Here is a 20,272-nt window from a genome sequence, read left to right on the forward strand (position 1 = left end):
TTTGTTAAGTTTTTATGAATTAATTAATTACGTGTAGGTCTTACTTTTATATATAATATTATCAAAAAAGAAAAAAAATGAAAAGTGCTTTAGAAATAAAACCTGATATCAGCTATAAAAGTGCAGGAAAATTTGAAGAAACCAGATTTGAGAAAATTCACAATGAAATCTTCAAAAGTTCAGCAGAAGCTTCATTAATTGTAGCGCAGGAAATCGCTCAGTTAATTAGATCTAAACAAGAAAAAAATAAATCTTGTGTTTTAGGTCTGGCAACAGGTTCTTCTCCTATAAAAGTATATGAAGAGTTAGTGAGAATGCACAGAGAAGAAGGATTAAGTTTTAGAAATGTAATCACTTTTAATCTGGATGAATATTATCCAATGTCAAAGGAGAATAATCAGAGCTATCACTATTTCATGCATCAGCATCTTTTTAATCATATTGATATCGATCCGGAGAATGTTAATATTCCTGATGGTACCGTTGCAATTGATGAGTTGAATCAATATTGTATCGACTATGAAATGAATATCAAACAAGCCGGAGGCCTTGATTTTCAATTATTAGGTATCGGACGTACAGGTCACGTGGGCTTCAATGAACCGGGATCGCACATTAATTCCGGAACCAGAATTATTACACTGGATCATATTACAAGGGTAGATGCTTCATCTGACTTTAATGGTATAGACAACGTTCCAAAAAGAGCAATCACCATGGGGGTTTCGACCATTATGAGATCGAAGAGAATTGTACTAATGGCCTGGGGACAAAACAAAGCAGATATCATCAAGAGAACCATCCAGGGTGATATCAGTTCTGAAGTTCCTGCCACATTTTTACAAAATCATCCTAATGCAACTTTCGTTTTAGATCAGTCTGCAGCGGTAGAATTGACACGTTTCAAAACGCCTTGGTTAGTTGGAGAATGTATCTGGACACAGGAATTAAAAAGCAAAGCGATTGTTTGGTTGTGCCAAAAAACAAAACAGTCGATTTTAAAATTAACAGACCGTGATTACAACAACAACGGAATGTCTGATCTTCTCGCACAGGAAGGTTCTGCGTACGATTTGAATATTAACATGTTCAACGTATTGCAGCATACTATTACAGGATGGCCTGGAGGAAAACCTAATACGGATGATTCACATCGTCCTGAAAGAGCCAATCCTGCAAAAAAACGAGTGATTCTTTTTAGTCCGCATCCTGATGATGATGTGATTTCTATGGGAGGAACTTTTTCAAAATTAATTAAACAGGGGCATGATGTACACGTAGTATATCAAACCTCAGGAAATATAGCGGTTACCGACGATGAAGCACTAAAATTTGCTGAAGTATGTAACGATTTTGTTGGAGATATTGATGCTAAAATTAATTTCAAATCAGTTATTAAATTTTTGAACAACAAATCTGAAAATCAGGTAGATTCATTAGAAGTTCGAAAATTAAAAGGATTGATTCGCAGAAGAGAATCGTATGCAGCCACAAGATACATCGGACTAAAAGATGAAAACACCCACTTTTTAGATCTTCCTTTTTATGAAACCGGACAGGTAAAGAAAAACCCGTTAGGTCCTGAAGATATTGCAATCGTAAAAGATATTATTGCTCAAATAAAGCCACATCAGGTGTTTGCAGCAGGTGATCTTGCGGATCCTCACGGAACGCATGAAGTTTGTCTGAATGCCATATTTGCTGCAATGAAAGAACTGAAACCACAAAAATACATGGATGACTGCTGGTTATGGTTGTACAGAGGTGCATGGCACGAATGGGACATTCACGAAATTGACATGGCTGTTCCGCTTTCTCCATCTGAAGTATTACTGAAGCGTCATGCGATTTTATATCACCAGTCTCAAAAAGACAGGGTTATGTTTCAGGGGAATGATTCAAGAGAGTTTTGGGTTAGGGCAGAAGACCGAAACAAAAATACAGCCATTCTGTATGACGAATTAGGTTTGGCAGAATATGAAGCTATTGAGGCTTTCAAACGTTTTGATTACTAAGATTATTTTTAGGATTTGATTTATAGCGAATCAAATTACCAAATTCAGATTGATTTCATACTGATAGTGAGGATCAATAGAGAGATCATTCTGGATTTTTTATCTATTTATTAATGTTGTCTCAGGATAACCATTTTTCAAGCGCCATAAAATGAAATATATATTAGTCCTACTATTAGCAGGTTTAACTTCTAGTGCTCAGATTAAAAAAGAGCAGCTAAATCTTATGCCCTGGCCGCAAAATGTTGTTTTAAATGACGGAAGTTTTACTTTGAGTAAAAATTTTAAAGTAAATATTACCGGCAATCCAAATCCGAGAATTTTTGGAGGGGTAACTCGTTTTTTACGCCGCTTAGATGGCAGAACAGGTCTTTTTTTCGGACAGGATTTTGTTACAAAACTAAACGAAGTTCCAACAGCAGAACTTCAGATAAATTGTACCAAAAGCGGAAAAATTGGTTTGTATGAAGACGAAAGTTACCATTTAGATATCAAACAAAACAAAATTACAATAGAGGCAACCAGCGATCTGGGAGCTTTACACGGTCTTGAAACGTTATTGCAGCTGTTGCAGAATAATAATAAATCATTTTATTTTCCGAAAGCACAAATTTCAGATTTTCCAAGATTTACATGGAGAGGTCTGATGATTGATGCCGCAAGACATTTTCAGCCGGTAGACGTAATCAAAAGAAATCTTGACGGATTGGCTGCTATGAAAATGAATGTTTTTCACTGGCATTTAGTAGATGATCAGGGCTGGAGAATCGAAATGAAGAAACATCCAAAACTAATTGAATTAGCTTCGGATGGAATGTATTATACACAGGAAGAAATTAGAAATATCGTAAAATATGCTGATGAACGCGGTATTTTGATCGTTCCGGAAATTGATGTTCCGGGTCACGGAACTGCGATATTGACGGCTTATCCTGAAATAGGAAGCAAAGTCATCGCACTAAAAGGCGGAGCAGAAAAAAATATTCAGGGAACAGCAATTACAACCTATACAGTTGAAAGAAACGCAGGCATTTTTACGCCAACATTAGATCCCACAAACCCAAAAACATATCAATTACTAAGCGAGATTTTTGATGAGGTCTGCCCATTGTTTCCAGGAGATTATTTTCACATTGGAGGAGATGAAAATGAAGGGAAAGACTGGGATGCAAATCCTAAAATTCAGGAATTTAAAAAGAAAAATAAGTTAGCCACAAACCACGAACTGCAGACTTATTTCACTATGCAGCTGGCTCCGATGCTTAAAAAACACGGAAAACAATTAATGGGCTGGGAAGAAATTTTAACCAAAAATCTTTCAAAAGAAGCAATCGTTCATTCGTGGAGAGGACCAAATGAAGGTGTTCTGCCAGGCCAGTCTTTAGCAGAAGCAGTAAAAAAAGGATACAAAACAGTATTGTCAAACGGATATTATATCGATTTGATGTATCCAATTGAAAGTCATTATCTAACTGATCCAATGCCGAAAGGAGTTGAGTTGACAGTAGAAGAAAAAGCAAGGATTTTAGGTGGAGAAGCCCCAATGTGGACAGAATTGGCGACTCCGGAAACAATAGATTCCAGAATTTGGCCAAGAACCGCTGCAATTGCAGAAAGACTTTGGTCAGCTGAAAATATTACAGATGTTGCCGATATGCGCAGACGTCTTGAAACCATTTCATTCCGATTAGAAGAACTTGGTCTGACACACATTCGTAACAAAGATGTGATTCTAAGAAATATTGCCAACAACCAAAATGTAAAATCTCTTAGCGAATTCTCAAATGTTTGCGAACCGTTAAAAGGGTATACACGAAATAAGGACGGAACCGAATATCAAACGTATTCTCCGTTCACACTTTTTGCAGATGCCTGTACACCTGATGCAAAAGATGCATTGGCTTTTGATGATGCCGTAAAGCAATATTTAGCAAGCAAAACACCTGAAAACAAAGCAAAGGTTGCCGAATTTTTCAACAAATGGATTACCCTGAATAAAGAATTAAATGACTTAAGTGCCAACGCGCCATTAGTACAGCCAATTCTGCCCCTGGCTAAAAAGCTGAGCGATGCATCTCAGGAATTGTTGCAGGTTTTAGATAATAAATCAACTTTAAAATCACAGGATTTGAAAAGTTTGATCGAGCAATGCAATACAAAAGACCATGCCGATGTAGAGCTGGCAGTGTACGCAAGCCTAAAAAAAATGATATGAAGTTAATTTTTGAAGTAGTTAAGTTAAGTTAGTCACGATTGGTTTAGAGTATAATTATCTCTGCCGGAAATTCTGGTAGAGATAATTATCAAACTTTACAAAACTTTTTCAGCATTCAGATAAAAATAAATTATTAAAAAATAGCCAATTAGAGAGTATTAACCTTTTAAAACCAAATAACAGAATAAGAAGAATGACAAAAAAATAGAATTTTAGATTGATGAATTAGCGCCCCAAATTTATCGGTTTTTATTTAATACAATTTTTTAAAAAGAATTATACATAAATATCAATCACATACTATTTGCTAATGATTATGGACAATCAGTAATAGTATAATATTTATTTATAGAAGTAAAAATTAAATTTCCAGTGAGCTGCAGAATTTTCAATTTGCAGTTTATTGAACCCCAGCTGTTCTGTTTGTATGTTGGATTCTGACATGTAATGCAGTGCAATTGGAATATTTATTTTCTATTAACCAATATTAAACAATTATGAAACATTATTACAGATTACTTTTTTTGTTACTGTTTCCCTTGCTCGTGTCAGCCCAGCCTGCTCACGGTAAAAAAGTAGTGGGATACTATGCACAATGGTCTATTTATGCACGGGATTTCAATGTCCCCAAAATAGACGGAAACAAATTGACGCATTTGAATTATTCTTTTTATGGGACAACTTTCGATCCTGCCCATCCGGAGAATACAAAGCTTAAATGCCTGGATACCTATGCTGACTACGAGCATATGGAAGGCGGAATTCCGTGGGATGCTCCTGTTAAAGGTAACTTTTATGACTTAAAAAAATTAAAAGAAAAGTATCCGCACCTTAAAATTTTAATTTCTGTTGGAGGATGGACCAAAGGTCAGGATCTTTCTCCAATTGCAGCAAGTCCGGTGGCAAGAGCTGCTTTGGCTGCAGATATGGCCAACTTTATTACAACTTATCCTTTTATTGACGGATTCGACATCGACTGGGAATATCCTCTTTCAGGTGGAACTGATGGAACTGAGATTGTTAATGGCTCTCCTGTTCCACCACAAAAATACAGTCCGGATGACAACAAAAATTTGGTTTATTTATTGAAAGCAATGCGTCAGGCAATGCCAAATAAACTAGTTACAATTGCAGCTGGAAATAACGTTCGTAAAGTGGGTTCTCAGTATTTAGGTCCGAATAACAGATCACAATTCGGAATGACAGAAGACATTTCGACTTACTGTGATTATATTACCTATTTTGGATATGATTTGGGAGGTAACTGGTATGACAAAACATGTTACAATGCACCATTATATGCAAGCGGAAATCCAAATGATCCGTTATATGGCGCAACACAATCAGAATCATTAGACGAGTTAACGAATCAATTTCTAAATGTAGTCGGTTTCCCTGCGAATAAATTAATCATGGGATTGCCTTTTTACGGAAAAAAATTCGATAATGTTTCTGTAAATTCAACCAACGGATTATTTGTTTCGGCACCAAGATATGTAGTTCCCGGATGTACAAATCCTCAAAATCCAACTGGAACATGGGATGGTTCCGGAGCCTGTGAAAAATCAGGAAGTATTGAGATTTGCGATTTAGTTGGTAATCCGGTTACCAATTCACATGCTTATTTAGATCCAAATACGATGTTGGTAACCCCAAGTGCTGCTGCTGCTGGATGGGTTCGTTATTTTGATAATACAACAAAAGTTCCTTATCTATATAACAATACACTGAAACAGTTTATTTCTTATGAAGATAAACAATCTACGGATTTAAAAGTACAATACATTAAATCAAGAAATCTTGCCGGTGGTATGATTTGGGAATTATCCCAGGATACAAGAGGTGCTGTTCCTAATTCGTTATTAAATCAGGTAGATACTTCATTTGGAGGCGCTGTTATAGGATCTGTAAGTATTGCAGGTTCCGTAAAAAACGGTTCGACTTTAGTTCCGGATGTTACAGTAGAGTTACGTAATTTAAGCAATGTTGTATTACAATCTATTGTTTCTACAGGAGGTAATTTTACTTTCGCAAATTTACCTTCAGGACAAAATTATACACTAACGGCCTTAAAATCGACCTATACATTTGCTCCGGTAACTTTAACCAATGTTACGGTTAACCAAACAGCAGTTGTTATTAATGGTACTCAACCTTTGTATACTGTAAGCGGAACAGTTCTTGACGGAACAACTCCAGTTTCAGGAGTAATGGTTTCAGCAACTTCAGGAGCAACAGTTTTAACAGCTGTTTCTAATGCAAGCGGCGTTTACAGTGTTGCAGGTTTAGCAGCAGGATTGAATTTTACAGTTACAGCAGCAAAAACAGGATTCTCTTACACGCCTGCATCAACAGTTTATAATACAATCGATGCAAACAAAACGTTGAATTTTACTCAGGGTGCGGCAGTTGTTAATTACACAGTAAGCGGAACTATTTTAAATAATACAACTCCGGTTTCCGGTGTAACTGTTACAGCATCTTCAACAGGTGGAAATTTCACAGCTGTTACCAATGCGAGCGGTGTTTATTCACTTAGTTTGCCTTCTGCTGGAAATTATACAGTTACAGCTGCTTTAGCTGGACAGACATATACGCCGGCTTCGACAGTTTATTCTAATTTAAATGCCAACAAAACATTAAACTTCTCTCAGGATGTTGTGGTTATTGGGACCAATAAAATTAGCGGAACAGTTAAAAACGGAACAGCTCCGGTATCAGGTGCAAAAGTAGAATTGGTATTACCATGGACTGATAATACACATAGCTGGAAAAGTGTTTTTGCCACTACAGATGCACAAGGAAAATACAGTTTTGATAATGCTGTAGTAAATGGATACATTACAATTTCAAGTTTAAAATTAAATGCCTGGGAAAACGGAGATGTTACTTATTTACCATCAAATCTAACTAACTTTCCGGTTCCTACGAATCCGACTGTTTATGATTTTAATACTACAACTGTAACCCCAACATATTATACGGTAAGCGGAACAGTTTTAAACGGAACAACTCCGGTTTCAGGAGCAACAATTTCAGTAGTTTCAGGAGCAACAACTCTTACAGCTGTTTCAGATGCTTCGGGAAATTATAGTGTTGCTAACTTAGTTTCAGGATCAGATTATACGGTAACCATTACAAAAACAGGAGTAACATTTACTCCGGCGTCAACGGTTTATACGGCTATAAATTCTAACAAAACGTTAAGTTTTACTCAGACAGTTGTTAATCCAATATACTATACTGTAAGCGGAACAACCAAAAATGGAACAATAGCAATTGCTGGTGTTATAGTTTCAGCCACTTCAGGAACTACAACTTTAACAGCAGTTTCAGATGCTTCTGGAAATTATAGTATTGCCAATCTTGTTGCAGGATCAGATTACACTATAATGGCTTCAAAAACAGGAGCGAGTTTTACTCCGGCTTCAACAGTTTATTCTGCAATCAATTCAAGTAAAACATTAAACTTTACGCAGAATGTTGCCAATGGGTATTTAATTAGCGGGACTGTTAAAAATGGAACGGCTCCAGCAGTTGGAGTAAAAGTGGATTTAATTTTACCTTACACTAATGATACTCACGGATGGGTTAACTTATCAACATTATCTGATGCGCAAGGAAATTATCATTTTGAAAATACTGCCATTAGTGGTTACAATACTTTTTTAAGCCTGAAGATTAATGCATGGGAAAATCAGGATGTAGTTTATTTGCCATCTTATCCGCAAACAAACCTTCCAACGTCACCACAAGTATTTAATTTTAATACTCAAACCGTAGTTGCTACAACTCCAGTGGTTACAATTACTGCACCAACAAGTTCAGCGATTTCTTTAAATTTAGGAACAGCAGTTAATTTTGCAGCAAGCGTTGGATTAAGTGCTAGCGATGCCACTACAATTTCATCAGTTGTATTTAGCTTAGATGATCAGAATTTGAGTGTTACAAATGCTGCAGGCAATTACAATGCAAGTTGGACACCAGTTGCCAGTCAATTTTCAGCTAGTCATACGTTAACTGTTACGGCTACTGCATCAAACGGAACAACAGATTCAAAAACCTATAGTTTTACATTAAGTTGTTCAGGTGCAAACTGCCCTAATGCATTGCCGGTAATTACCTGGAATTCACCATCGAATACTACTGTAAACCAAAGTTCTTTCCAGGTTGTGCCAATTTCAGTTACAGCTGTTGATAGTGATGGATCGGTTTCAGGTGTTACCATTACAATTAATGGAGGCACTTTTAACATGGCAGCAGGTGCAAATAATATCTATACATATAATTTTACACCAACTGCTTATCAGGATTATGCAGTTGTAATAAAAGCAACCGATAACAAATCCGGCATAACTACTTTAAACAATACCATAAAAATTGCTACTATCAGCAGTAACAGGTTTATCCCGCTTCCTGCAAAGGTACTTTTGGGTTATGCTCACTCCTGGGAAAATTCTTCTGCTCCATTTTTATATTTTTCTCAAATGGTAGGAAGCAAGTTTAACGTCGTTGATTATTCTTTCATAGAAACCGTTAATCGTGATGGTTACACTCCAGTACTGACTACAAATGATACCCGATATTTAACCAATGGTGTTTTCAACAAACAATTGCTGAAAAATGATATTCAAAGTTTAAGAGCCAGCGGCGTTCCTGTTATCATTTCTATTGGAGGTCAAAATGGTCATGTTGTTTTAGATAATGTAGCTCAAAAAAATATTTTTGTCAATGGTCTAAAAGCCATTATTGACGAGTATCAATTTGATGGAGTTGATTTAGATTTTGAAGGCGGATCGATGAATTTTAACGCAGGAAATTTAAGAGATATTTCGTATGCGGGAATCTCAGCTTATCCAAGATTAAAAAACATAGTAGATGCCTGTAAAGAATTAAAAGCGCATTACGGAACTGGATTTTTATTAACTGCAGCTCCGGAAACGCAATATGTACAAGGTGGATATTCAACCTATAATGATACTTTTGGATCCTTCCTGCCAATCATTCAAAACTTACGTAATGAATTGGATTTGCTAGCAGTACAATTGTATAATACAGGCGGAGAAAACGGATTAGATGGTCAGTACTATGGTTCAGCTAAAAGAGCAAATATGGTGACTGCCCTAACGGATATGCTTGTAAAGGGATATAACATTGGTACAACGGGAATGCGTTTTGATGGTTTACCACCTTCAAAAATCCTTATAGGATTACCCGCTTGTCCAAGTGCAGCAGGTAGTGGTTATATCACTCCGGCTGAAGGAATTAGTGCATTGCATTATTTAAGAACAGGAACCACTTTTACAGGAAGAACGTACACGATGCAGCCTGGAGGTCCTTATCCTAATTTGAGAGGTTTAATGACATGGTCTGTTAACTGGGATGCATCTTCGTGTGGTAATTCGTCTGAATTATCTAAGGCTTATGCGGCTTATTTTGCATCACAATCCACAGCAAAAAAGTTTGCTGAAAAAATTGAAGCAAATAGCAATACAATTGTGTATTTCAAAAACAACTCTTTATCTGTTACAAATGAAACTGAAGATATTACTCAGGTAGATGTTTTTAATACAATTGGACAAAGTCTGGTAAGTCATAGAAACTTCCAGAATAATAAAGAAATACTGCTTCACAGTCAGAGTTTCGCTGTAAAACAATTGTTTATAGTGGTCGTAACATACAAAGCAGGAAGCAAAAAATCATTCAAAGTAATCAATTTCTTAAACTAGAATGTAGGTTACAATGATTAAAATAATTTAGAAATAAAATTGGGATGGTTAAAATTGAGTTTGGTTATTTATTTTTTAATCTGATTTTATATTTCTAATAAATGTGTCGAGTTGAGGTGATTTGTTATTTGGTTTTCACCTGAAGGAGCGCATTATAGACCCGGCAATTTATTGTCGGGTTTTTTTGTCACTTAAATGGAAAGTGAAATAATAATGATTTTCAGGAGCTGTTTCCTGCTATTCGCTTAATCTTTTATGTTTTTAAAGAAAAAACACAAAAGGATATCGCTGCTATCAGGGCTAGGTCTCTAGTTTTTCATAAGAATATTTACAATAATTTATCAAATAAAAAATCTGCTTAAATCCCCATAATCTGCGTGAAACATTATTTTTTAATTACTTTTGAATCCTAAATTATTCGATAAAATTCATGAAGAAATTCATCTGCTTACTAATACTTCTTTTTATTTTTTCTCTAAGTTCGGCCCAAAACAAATTCGGAAATCCCGAAGTCGATCCAATTCAAATTCAGAAAACCTTCAGTGATTGGTCGGCTTATAACAAAAAGATAATGTTATCCAGAGATTTTACCGCTCTGGATTCTCAGTCAAAAGAGATCTCAAAAAAAGCATTTTTGAATGCCTTAACAAACGAAAATTTCATCCCAATCCGATTAAAATCAATTGATTCCGTTTACTATTATAAGCTGTTTGAAATCCTTCCAAAATCAGATACCAGTATCAAAGCAACCATTAATCAGGAAGCTTTTGATGCCTTAAAAAATTACGAGATGGAAGGAAAGCCTTTTCCCGAATTCGCCTTTAAAGATTTAGACGGAAATATAGTTTCAAATGAATCCATCAAAGGTAAAATTATTGTAATCAAATGCTGGTATATTCACTGTGCAGCCTGTATCAAAGAATTTCCACAAGTCAATGCCCTAGTTTCAAAATATAAAGACCGAAAAGATATTATTTTTATAAGTCTTGCCGAAGATACTCCCGAACAATTAAAAACATTTTTAGCAAGAAAACCGCTTTCGTATTCTGTTGTTCCAAACATGAAGGGGTATATGAATGAAAAACTGGATTTGAATGCTTTTCCGACGCATTTTATTTTGGATAAAGCAGGATTAATCAAAAAAGTGGTTTCTAATTTCGAAAGCTTAGAAATAGCTTTAGAGAAAGAAAGTAAATTGTAATATGGTTAGAAGTTAAAAGTGAGATGTTAGATGTTTACTTGTTTGTAGTGAAAAAGCATTTTACAATTCACATTTTACATCTTACAAAATCAAAAAAAACTTAGCCCCTTAGTACCTTTGCAACTCTGAACCTTTTTCCGTACTTTTGCACCAAATTAATAAAAAAGACATTCATGTTAACAGTCAATAATTTATCAGTACAATTTGGCAAACGAATTTTGTTTGACGAAGTAAATACTACATTCACACACGGAAATATTTACGGCGTTATTGGAGCCAATGGTGCTGGAAAATCTACATTTCTAAAAATCATTTCAGGCGATATGGACCCAACTTCGGGGCATATTCACTTAGAACCGGGAAAACGTATGTCAGTTTTAACCCAAAACCACAATTTGTTCGATGAACATACTGTTTTGGAAACCGTTTTGATGGGAAATAAAGTTTTGTACGCTGTTAAAAAAGAAATGGATGAACTTTATTTAGACTACAACGACAAAAATGCCGACAGAATAGGGGAGCTTCAGGTTCAGTTCGAAGAAATGAACGGATGGAACGCCGATTCTGATGCTGCAGCGATGTTATCTAACTTAGGAATCACAGAAGCAGATCATTACACTTTAATGTCAGATATGGAAGGAAAAATGAAAGTACGTGTGCTTTTGGCGCAGGCACTTTTCGGAAATCCTGATGTATTGATTATGGATGAGCCTACCAACGATTTGGATTTCGAGACAATCGCATGGTTAGAAAACTTCTTAGCAAACTACGAAAACACTGTAATTGTGGTATCTCACGACCGTCACTTTTTAGATGCGGTTTGTACACATATTTCTGATATTGATTTCGGAAAAATAAACCATTACTCAGGAAACTATACGTTCTGGTACGAGTCCAGCCAATTAGCGGCAAAACAACGTGCTCAGCAAAACAAAAAAGCAGAAGAAAAGAAACAGGAATTAGAAGAATTTATTCGTCGTTTTAGCGCGAACGTTGCAAAATCAAAACAAGCAACTTCCCGTAAAAAAATGATTTCGAAACTGAATATTTCTGAAATCAAACCATCCAGCCGTCGTTACCCTGCGATTATTTTCGATCAGGATCGTGAAGCTGGAGATCAAATCTTAAACGTAGAAAACTTGTCTGCTTCTGTAGATGGAGAACTGCTGTTTAAAGATATTAATCTGAACATGGCAAAAGGCGATAAAATCGTGCTGTTCTCTAAAGATTCACGTGCAACAACCGCTTTCTACGAAATCTTAAACAACGAACAAAAAGCAGATGCTGGAACTTTCGACTGGGGAATTACAACCAATCAGGCATATTTACCGGCTGAAAATCATAAATACTTCGAAAATGATTTAACCTTAGTAGACTGGTTACGTCAGTACGCTAAAACGGAAGAAGAGCGTGATGAGGTATTTATTAGAGGTTTCCTGGGGAAAATGATTTTCTCCGGAGAAGAAGCTTTAAAAACAAGCCGTGTGTTATCCGGAGGAGAAAAAGTACGTTGCATGTTATCCAGAATGATGATGGAACGCGCGAATATCTTAATGCTTGACGAGCCAACAAACCACTTAGATTTGGAATCTATTACCGCTTTCAACAATTCATTGAAAAACTTCAAAGGATCTGTGATTTTTACCACACATGACCACGAGTTTGCACAAACTGTCGGTAACAGGGTTGTAGAGCTTACACCAAATGGAGTAATCGACCGCTACATGACATTCGACGAATATCTTGATGATGAAAAGATTCAGGAACAGAGAAAAAAGATGTACAATCTTTAATAGTTAAGACACACAGCTATGTTTTTTTGTAAAAAAGTGAAACGCCTTTTTTAAGTTCAAAAAACTATGTCCCTATGTGTTTAGAAAACAAATCCCCGTTATAATGATAACGGGGATTTTTTATGTTTTACCTTTTGAAGACTTTGGCAAAGATCCAGATAATGATTGCTATTATGAAAATCACGATAAAGATCCCGACTCCCATTCCGGCTTTAAAAATGTCTCCAACTAATTCGCAGCTTGTAAATGAAAATAGTATAAACAATACCATTAACAATTTTGTAATTTTATTTTGCATGATTTTGAGTTTTTAAGTTCAGGAATAAAATTACTTAAGCAATAAAGAAAATATGTTATACAATTTTTGGGAAAAGTTTTAGGATTTGGATTTGATTTAAAAAATTGAAAAAGACTGACAATAAAGCCATCGGCTCGGTCAAATATTGTAGGGACGGATTTTAATCCGGTTTATGAATACGGGAATAGGAATAAAGAGCTGTAGGTTCGATACATATTACGCGTTTACATGAACCGTTCCAATGGAACTTTTTTTATGGTCATTCAATTTTATAACGGATTGAAATCCGTTGCTACAAAATATTTATTCCTACGGAATTTTTAAATTACAATTGTTGCTTTATTGTCTTTATTTCCAGAAAAACAATCCCGGCAATTACTGCTATTTCTCCTAGAAAGTAAGCAATTCCATAAATCGAAATGATTTGATAATGGTAAAATAGAAGCCCAATTGTTAAAACACAATAAAGGATGTTTGCAGTGCAGATTATTTTTAAAAACAACTTCCAATTATCGCTTACTAAGAAATAACAGGAAACAGAATAGATTGAAAATATCAGCGCTAATGCAGCAAGATATTCCAAAATGTTTTGTGATAAACCAAAGAAGTCATTGAAAGTCCTAAGAACAAAAAAAAGCAATAGAGTAGTAAATAAAGCACCAAAACCATCTAATAAAAATATGTTTTTAGGTTTAATTATAAAATTTAGGATACTTTCTTTCATTACTTTTTAGATTTGGTAAATACTTTTGATCATGAATAATTCCAGTCTTCACTTCACCAGCCCGTTTATAACTAACAGCAATTACACCGCTTGGCGTAGCCGTACTTTCAATTAATGTAAATGCCGAAGGAACCGCACCATCATCAAATAATTTCTTGCCTTTGCCCAAGATAACAGGATAAATTAAAAGTCCAAGTTCATCAACTAAATCCTGCTGAAGCAAAAGCTGAACAAGTGTGGCGCTTCCCCAGACTTTAATATCGCCGCCTTCTGAATTTTTGAGTTTTTTGATGTCTTCTATAGTCGAAAGGAATTTGGTGTTTTCCCAATCAGAGTTTTTTCTGGTGGAAGACAAAACGTATTTGGTAACCTCATTAATTCCCGGCCAGCCTTCTGCATGTTTGGGCCAATAGTCTTCAAAAATATCAAATGTTTTTCTGCCTAAAAGAATATCGGCCGGTTTCATTTGTTCCTGCATGACTTTGCCATATTCTTCATCTCCAAAAGGTGCCACCCAGCCTCCATATTCAAAACCGCCTGAAGTATCTTCTTCAGGCCCTCCCGGTGCCTGCATTACACCATCAATGGTAATCATGGTTAAAACGATTATTTTTCTCATGATGTTTGGTGTTTTTTTGTTTTACTCAAATATAAGGAAAAATCGTGTACGGAAAGAATTTCCTCGCAATCGTTGCGTATATCCGTGTTATTGGGTACAAATGATTAATAGAAGCACAAAACCCGACATTTTTTCAAACTGACTATTGCACGCTTGCATTTTTTGAACAAATACAAACTACGATTCTTCATCAATATTAAAGTCCTTTACTTGGAGCTTCAAATTTTTAATCCATTTTGTCCACATTCTTAAAGATAATAGAATAAATTGAATCGCAACAACTACACTAAATATCAATATTAGTCCTTTTTCTTTTGTAAAATTTATTATTGACGTAAAAAAAATAACTATTGAGATGCTATATAGAGATGTGATAATTACTGAAGAAATTGATAGTAGCTTTATTCTCATCAAATAATTCTGGAGGGATAGTTTTAAATTAGCCTCTCTGATAGGTCTTGTTATGGAAATATAACCAATGACATCATTGAAAATGTATAATAATAAGCCAACTACTAATGACAGATTCGCATAAAATGGTTTTTTGTCTCCATCGAACCAGTCATAATAAATAAATAAAAAGAATGATAGGACAATTACCTCAATAATCAATTTTGTTCTTATTTTTTTTATTGATGGGTGATTGACAATCTTAGTCATTAGTCGCAAGTCTGCTTCGCTTTTGAAATCTTCACCAGCGTTTTTCCAGTCTGATTTTAAGTCATTTAGTTCCATGATTTTTATTTTAGTATTTGTTTCAATTTATTTTTAATTCTGTTTAATCGTACACCTACATTAGTATCACTTAGTCCTGTTATTTCTGCAATTTCCTTATAATTGAAGTCTTCCAGATAAAGAGATATGACCGCTTTCTCCGAATCATTTAATTTTCGCAAAGCCCAAAACAATCGTTCCTCATTTTCTGAAATTGTCCTTTCGGAAGAAGGATGAATATGTTCGGGGAATTCTTCATAATAATCAATAGATATTTTTGATTTTCGATAAGTAGCGATAGCAGTATTTAAAGCAATCCTGTATATCCAAGAACTTACTTTAGATTCTCTTTTGAAGCCTGGATAAGATTTCCAAAGTTGATAAACGATCTCTTGAAATAAGTCTTCTTGGTCTTCTTTACTATCCCGATATAATTTGCAAATCTTATATATTATTTTTTGATTTTCATGGATCAGTCCTAAAAATTCCGTTTCCATATTATCGTTTTTTTTTTAGTCATTAAGAATTTCTTCATACCGTTTTGAAATTAAGTTATATAATGCATAAGTTGCTTAATTTGCGGAAAATATTACAAGGGTTATAAAATAAATTTTAGTGTCTAAAAATGAGAGTGAGCAATTTTACGTCCACTACAACTATGTGAGTCAATTAATGAGACTTTTTGGCGAAGACTTTATTGAGGTGCAGGGTGACAGTTTAAAATAGTCTGCAACTTATATCTGTATGATAAAGTCACACATATTCAATTTTTTTTAAAATAACTTTGGATGACATATTTCAGTTCAGCTAAAATAGAAAAGTTTTCATTGATTAAGAGAAACTTCCAACCATAGATACGTACCAATTTCAAATAAAAATATTTCCAGCTACAACACCCCAACAAATAAAATCAGATTCCGTATATTTGCCCAACCAAACATCACACTTAATTATGAGCCAAAAAGTATTACTTAATTCAAAAGAAGTTACTATCATACTCCATCGTTTGGCTTGTCAGTTAATCGAAAAACACCTTGATTTTTCAGACACTATTTTAATCGGGATTCAGCCGAGAGGTGTCTTTCTTGCGGAGCGTTTAAAACAAATTTTAGAGAGCGAATACCAAACACCTGAAATTTCACTGGGTTATCTGGATATCACCTTCTTTAGAGATGATTTCCGCAGAACCGATAAACCGCTTGAAGCCAATAAAACTCAAATCAATTTTATAGTCGAAAACAAAAAAGTCATTTTTATCGATGATGTATTGTTTACCGGAAGAAGCATTCGTTCTGCCTTAACCGCAATTCAGTCTTTCGGGAGACCTTCAGAAATTGAATTATTGGTATTAATCGACAGACGTTTCAGCCGTAATTTACCAATTCAGCCCGATTACCGCGGTCGTCAGGTAGATGCGATTAATGGCGAAAAAGTAAAAGTGAGCTGGAAAGAAAATGATGGCGAAGATGTGGTACATTTGGTTACCAATTAACTGAATTTTAAAAAATTGAAAATACAATCATGACAGAAAACGAAGCGTTTATTTATGAGTCAATTTTTAATCAGGTAAGAATGGGATTTCTTTCTGTTGATGAAATCAAAGAAAACATTATAGAAGAAATTGAAGATAACGAATTCGAAGACGAAATTTCAGAAGATTGGGCTTTCGAAAAAATAGATCAGGAATACAAAAAATTACTTTTAGAAAGTAAACAATGGAAAACTCCAACAGATACTGAAAAGCTTATAAAAGCGTTTGATGAATTAGCAGACGAAAACATCATTGCGCTTCATAATGCAGGATACACAACCAGCGACGGTGAATATGAAGTGGTTGAGGTTGAAAGAGAACTTCAGGAAAACGAAGTAGAATCTGATGGGTATTGCTTTTACCATGAACAGGATTTAGCGAGAGCTATTGATATTGAAGATCCCGGTTTGTATATCGCTTTTCAAAAAGTGGATAATTCAGATGAGGAAACTACAATTAGCGTTGGGAAAAAAGTTGCTGAAGTACTAAGAAACAATGGTTTTGAAGTAAACTGGAATGAATCTGCCAAAACGAAAATTGAAATTCCGGGTTTCAGATGGCAAAAGATTTTTGATGAAGATGCCAGAGATTTGCAGGATTATAGTGAAGTCGTAGACAGAATGATCCAATAGAGTAGCTGCTCTTTAAACAAGCGTTGGATGCCGAACATTTCGCCATTCAGAAATTGACCAATAATATTAAAGAAACAAAAATGAAAGAATTAAGCGTAAATCATTTATTAGGAATTAAATATATCAACGAAAATGATATAAACCTGATTTTTGAAACGGCAGATCATTTTAAAGAAGTCATTAACCGACCAATTAAAAAAGTTCCTTCATTACGAGATATTACCATTGCCAATATTTTCTTTGAAAACAGTACCAGAACCAAACTTTCTTTCGAATTAGCGCAGAAACGTTTATCTGCTGATGTAATCAGTTTTTCTGCGGCTCAGTCATCGGTTAAAAAAGGGGAAACACTTATTGATACTGTAAATAATATCCTTTCGATGAAAGTGGATATGGTTGTCATGCGCCACTCCAATCCCGGAGCAGCTTATTTTTTATCTAAAAATGTCAAAGCCAGTATTGTAAACGCAGGAGACGGAGCACACGAACACCCAACTCAGGCTTTGTTAGACAGTTATTCGATCAGAGAAAAACTGGGCGATGTTGCCGGAAAAAAAGTAGTTATTGTGGGTGATATTCTGCATTCCAGAGTTGCTTTATCCAACATATATGCTTTGCAGATGCAGGGCGCAGAAGTTAAAGTCTGCGGGCCAAAAACACTGATTCCAAGATACATTGAATCGCTTGGTGTTACGGTCGAACCGAATTTGCGCAAAGCGCTGGAATGGTGCGATGTTGCGAATATGCTTCGCGTACAAAACGAACGTATGGATGTAAACTTCTTCCCGTCAACTCGTGAATACGCACAGCAATACGGAGTGGACAAACCGCTTTTGGATTCGCTTGGAAAAGAAATTGTAATCATGCACCCGGGACCAATCAACAGGGGAGTAGAAATCACTTCTGAAGTTGCTGATTCAGATCACTCTGTAATCTTAAATCAGGTAGAGAACGGAGTAGCAATCAGAATGGCAGTTATTTATCTTTTGGCTTCTAAAATTCAGTAGTTTTTTAGTTTCAAGTTTAATGTTTCAAGTTGTTGAAATGTGATGTCACCCTGAGCGGAGTCTAAGGGCTTTTGATTGAGAACGTAATTAGTAACGAGGACTTCGACTCCGCTCAGCCTGACAAACGTGCAACTTCAAACGTATAACTTCAAACGTATAACTTCAAACCTGAAACCCGAAACATCAAGCCCAAACCCCAAACAACAATAAAAAAAACTTCGTACCTTTGCGTTCAGAAATATCAATTTTTATATAAGCCCCACAAATTATAAAATGAAAGTAGATCAAAAAGGACATACCGTTACTATTAAAGATACTCAGGGAGATTTTAAATCTTTCCTTGATAAAGTCACGCAGCAGTTTAAAACCTTTGAAAAACAAAATATTATTATCGATTTAACTTCGGATTCCAATTTATCTGAAAGTGATGTGAAGCTTTTTTTACCGCTTTCCAAACAGCAAAAAAAAGCAAAGAAATCATTTGTAATTGTAGCTTCTGAGCTTGATTTCAATGCCATTTCTGATAAATTAACTGTTGTGCCTTCTCTTTTAGAAGCACACGATATTATCGAAATGGAAGAAATAGAAAGAGACTTAGGCTTCTAAGAATTCGTTATTCTTGTTCATTCGTTTATTTGTTTAGCTGTTTAACCGATTCCGGCTGATTTGCATTTGTTGATTAACCAATTTCCTAAATAAATTAATATGCTAAATTTATTTAGCTGTTTTATCGATTTTTATCTAATTTAGTCCTTGGCGATTAAATAATTTACCCCAATAAACGAATAGATAAAAAATTGAAGCTAACTATACTTGGCTGCTACGCGGCTACTCCCAGAACAATTACCAACCCGACTTCGCAGGTTTTAGAAATTAAAAACAGATTGTTCTTAATTGACTGCGGCGAAGGAACCCAGGTTCAGCTTCGGAAAAATAAGATTAAATTTTCAAAAATTAATCACATTTTTATTTCCCATCTTCACGGAGACCATCTTTACGGATTAATTGGAACTGTTTCGACTTTTTCCCTTTTGGGAAGAACTACCGATTTACATATTTATGGTCCAAAGGGAATTAAAGAACTTATTCTTCTTCAGTTGAAATTGACCGAATCGTGGACCACTTACAGTTTGTTTTTTCATGAATTAGAGTCAAAAGAAAGTGAAGTTATTTTTGAAGATAAGAAAGTTGTAGTAAGAACGATTCCGTTAAAGCATCGTGTTTATACCAATGGTTATCTCTTTACAGAAAAACCGGACGAAAGAAAATTAAATGTTGAAGCGGTTCAGCGTTATGATATTCATGTTGCTTATTATCAGAAAATAAAAAATGGAGGGGATATTACGCTTGATGACGGAACTGTAATCGAAAACGAAAAACTGACTTTTGATCCAATTCCACCAAAAAGCTATGCTTTCTGCTCGGATACTGTTTACAATGAAAACATTCTTCCGATTATTGAAAATGTCGATGTTTTATATCACGAATCTACTTTTTTAGAGTCAGAAGCAACTTTAGCCCAAAAAACATTACATTCGACAGCGAAAGAAGCAGCAACAATTGCCTTAAAAGCGAATGCAAAGCAATTGGTTTTGGGACATTATTCAACAAGATACGAAGGGATTGAGTCTTTTAAAGAAGAAGCTGAAACCATTTTTTCAAATGTACTTTTAGCAGATGACGGAGTTTCGTTTGAGTTTTAGTGATGGAAAGTAAAAAGTAAAAAGTAAAAAGTAAAAAGCGAAATGTAATATTTTTTTAGTTTTACTGTTATTATTTTGCATTTCACATCTT

15 protein-coding genes are annotated in these 20,272 nt (G+C 35.1%); 10 read left to right on the forward strand and 5 right to left on the reverse strand.

What is annotated here, in order from left to right; all coding sequences use genetic code 11:
• Positions 1 to 77 precede the first annotated feature (77 nt).
• From nagB to DMB68_RS03740, 5 genes are all read left to right on the forward strand, one after another.
• Positions 78 to 2,015 (forward strand): glucosamine-6-phosphate deaminase, encoded by a 1,938-nt coding sequence (nagB, locus tag DMB68_RS03720; protein WP_110345312.1) that lies wholly within the window; start codon positions 78 to 80, stop codon positions 2,013 to 2,015.
• Positions 2,016 to 2,166: 151 nt separating this feature from the next.
• Positions 2,167 to 4,230 (forward strand): beta-N-acetylhexosaminidase, encoded by a 2,064-nt coding sequence (locus DMB68_RS03725; protein WP_110345313.1) that lies wholly within the window; start codon positions 2,167 to 2,169, stop codon positions 4,228 to 4,230.
• Positions 4,231 to 4,727: 497 nt separating this feature from the next.
• Positions 4,728 to 9,959: a glycosyl hydrolase family 18 protein gene (locus DMB68_RS03730; RefSeq protein ID WP_110345314.1), complete on the forward strand. Its 5,232-nt coding sequence runs from the start codon at positions 4,728 to 4,730 to the stop codon at positions 9,957 to 9,959.
• Between the two features lie 430 nt (positions 9,960 to 10,389).
• Positions 10,390 to 11,160, forward strand: coding sequence for a TlpA family protein disulfide reductase (locus DMB68_RS03735; RefSeq protein WP_110345315.1), 771 nt, complete (start codon positions 10,390 to 10,392; stop codon positions 11,158 to 11,160).
• A gap of 173 nt (positions 11,161 to 11,333) precedes the next feature.
• On the forward strand, positions 11,334 to 12,953 hold the full coding sequence (locus tag DMB68_RS03740) for an ABC-F family ATP-binding cassette domain-containing protein (RefSeq protein WP_110345316.1): 1,620 nt from the start codon (positions 11,334 to 11,336) through the stop codon (positions 12,951 to 12,953).
• Between the two features lie 127 nt (positions 12,954 to 13,080).
• Here DMB68_RS03740 and DMB68_RS23300 read toward each other — a convergent pair whose 3' ends face one another.
• From DMB68_RS23300 to DMB68_RS03760, 5 genes are all read right to left on the reverse strand, one after another.
• Entirely contained in the window at positions 13,081 to 13,251 is a 171-nt protein-coding gene (locus DMB68_RS23300) for a hypothetical protein (protein ID WP_165830089.1), read from the reverse strand.
• A 325-nt stretch (positions 13,252 to 13,576) separates the two neighbouring features.
• Positions 13,577 to 13,975, reverse strand: coding sequence for a hypothetical protein (locus DMB68_RS03745; RefSeq protein WP_110345317.1), 399 nt, complete (start codon positions 13,973 to 13,975; stop codon positions 13,577 to 13,579).
• Positions 13,944 to 14,594 (reverse strand): dihydrofolate reductase family protein, encoded by a 651-nt coding sequence (locus tag DMB68_RS03750; RefSeq protein WP_110345318.1) that lies wholly within the window; start codon positions 14,592 to 14,594, stop codon positions 13,944 to 13,946. The genes DMB68_RS03745 and DMB68_RS03750 overlap by 32 nt, the downstream gene beginning before the upstream one ends.
• Before the next feature lie 177 nt (positions 14,595 to 14,771).
• Positions 14,772 to 15,329 carry a hypothetical protein gene (locus tag DMB68_RS03755; RefSeq protein ID WP_110345319.1) on the reverse strand — a complete coding sequence of 186 codons (558 nt, stop codon included), beginning with the start codon at positions 15,327 to 15,329 and terminating at the stop codon, positions 14,772 to 14,774.
• 5 nt (positions 15,330 to 15,334) lie between these two features.
• Positions 15,335 to 15,805: an RNA polymerase sigma factor gene (locus tag DMB68_RS03760; RefSeq protein ID WP_110345320.1), complete on the reverse strand. Its 471-nt coding sequence runs from the start codon at positions 15,803 to 15,805 to the stop codon at positions 15,335 to 15,337.
• Between the two features lie 455 nt (positions 15,806 to 16,260).
• Here DMB68_RS03760 and pyrR point away from each other — a divergent pair, with 455 nt between their 5' ends.
• The 5 genes from pyrR to DMB68_RS03785 all read left to right on the forward strand — a co-directional run bounded on the left by pyrR (position 16,261) and on the right by DMB68_RS03785 (position 20,181).
• Positions 16,261 to 16,800, forward strand: coding sequence for a bifunctional pyr operon transcriptional regulator/uracil phosphoribosyltransferase PyrR (gene pyrR / locus DMB68_RS03765; RefSeq protein WP_110345321.1), 540 nt, complete (start codon positions 16,261 to 16,263; stop codon positions 16,798 to 16,800).
• 29 nt (positions 16,801 to 16,829) lie between these two features.
• The gene (locus tag DMB68_RS03770) at positions 16,830 to 17,471 is read left to right on the forward strand and encodes a DUF6891 domain-containing protein (protein WP_110345322.1); all 642 of its coding nucleotides are present in this window, start codon (positions 16,830 to 16,832) and stop codon (positions 17,469 to 17,471) included.
• Between the two features lie 80 nt (positions 17,472 to 17,551).
• Positions 17,552 to 18,478, forward strand: coding sequence for an aspartate carbamoyltransferase catalytic subunit (locus DMB68_RS03775; protein WP_029273654.1), 927 nt, complete (start codon positions 17,552 to 17,554; stop codon positions 18,476 to 18,478).
• A gap of 273 nt (positions 18,479 to 18,751) precedes the next feature.
• Positions 18,752 to 19,084 carry a ribonuclease Z gene (locus DMB68_RS03780; protein WP_110345323.1) on the forward strand — a complete coding sequence of 111 codons (333 nt, stop codon included), beginning with the start codon at positions 18,752 to 18,754 and terminating at the stop codon, positions 19,082 to 19,084.
• A 191-nt stretch (positions 19,085 to 19,275) separates the two neighbouring features.
• Positions 19,276 to 20,181: a ribonuclease Z gene (locus tag DMB68_RS03785; RefSeq protein WP_110345324.1), complete on the forward strand. Its 906-nt coding sequence runs from the start codon at positions 19,276 to 19,278 to the stop codon at positions 20,179 to 20,181.
• Positions 20,182 to 20,272 lie beyond the last annotated feature (91 nt).

Source organism: Flavobacterium hydrophilum (assembly GCF_003202405.1).
In the GTDB taxonomy this organism is placed as follows: domain Bacteria; phylum Bacteroidota; class Bacteroidia; order Flavobacteriales; family Flavobacteriaceae; genus Flavobacterium; species Flavobacterium hydrophilum.

Coding starts and splice junctions, on each gene's coding strand:
- nagB (WP_110345312.1), top strand. CDS start 78: ATGAAAAGTGCTTTAGAAATAAAACCTGATATCAGCTATAAAAGTGCA.
- DMB68_RS03725 (WP_110345313.1), top strand. CDS start 2,167: ATGAAATATATATTAGTCCTACTATTAGCAGGTTTAACTTCTAGTGCT.
- DMB68_RS03730 (WP_110345314.1), top strand. CDS start 4,728: ATGAAACATTATTACAGATTACTTTTTTTGTTACTGTTTCCCTTGCTC.
- DMB68_RS03735 (WP_110345315.1), top strand. CDS start 10,390: ATGAAGAAATTCATCTGCTTACTAATACTTCTTTTTATTTTTTCTCTA.
- DMB68_RS03740 (WP_110345316.1), top strand. CDS start 11,334: ATGTTAACAGTCAATAATTTATCAGTACAATTTGGCAAACGAATTTTG.
- DMB68_RS23300 (WP_165830089.1), bottom strand. CDS start 13,251: ATGCAAAATAAAATTACAAAATTGTTAATGGTATTGTTTATACTATTT.
- DMB68_RS03745 (WP_110345317.1), bottom strand. CDS start 13,975: ATGAAAGAAAGTATCCTAAATTTTATAATTAAACCTAAAAACATATTT.
- DMB68_RS03750 (WP_110345318.1), bottom strand. CDS start 14,594: ATGAGAAAAATAATCGTTTTAACCATGATTACCATTGATGGTGTAATG.
- DMB68_RS03755 (WP_110345319.1), bottom strand. CDS start 15,329: ATGGAACTAAATGACTTAAAATCAGACTGGAAAAACGCTGGTGAAGAT.
- DMB68_RS03760 (WP_110345320.1), bottom strand. CDS start 15,805: ATGGAAACGGAATTTTTAGGACTGATCCATGAAAATCAAAAAATAATA.
- pyrR (WP_110345321.1), top strand. CDS start 16,261: ATGAGCCAAAAAGTATTACTTAATTCAAAAGAAGTTACTATCATACTC.
- DMB68_RS03770 (WP_110345322.1), top strand. CDS start 16,830: ATGACAGAAAACGAAGCGTTTATTTATGAGTCAATTTTTAATCAGGTA.
- DMB68_RS03775 (WP_029273654.1), top strand. CDS start 17,552: ATGAAAGAATTAAGCGTAAATCATTTATTAGGAATTAAATATATCAAC.
- DMB68_RS03780 (WP_110345323.1), top strand. CDS start 18,752: ATGAAAGTAGATCAAAAAGGACATACCGTTACTATTAAAGATACTCAG.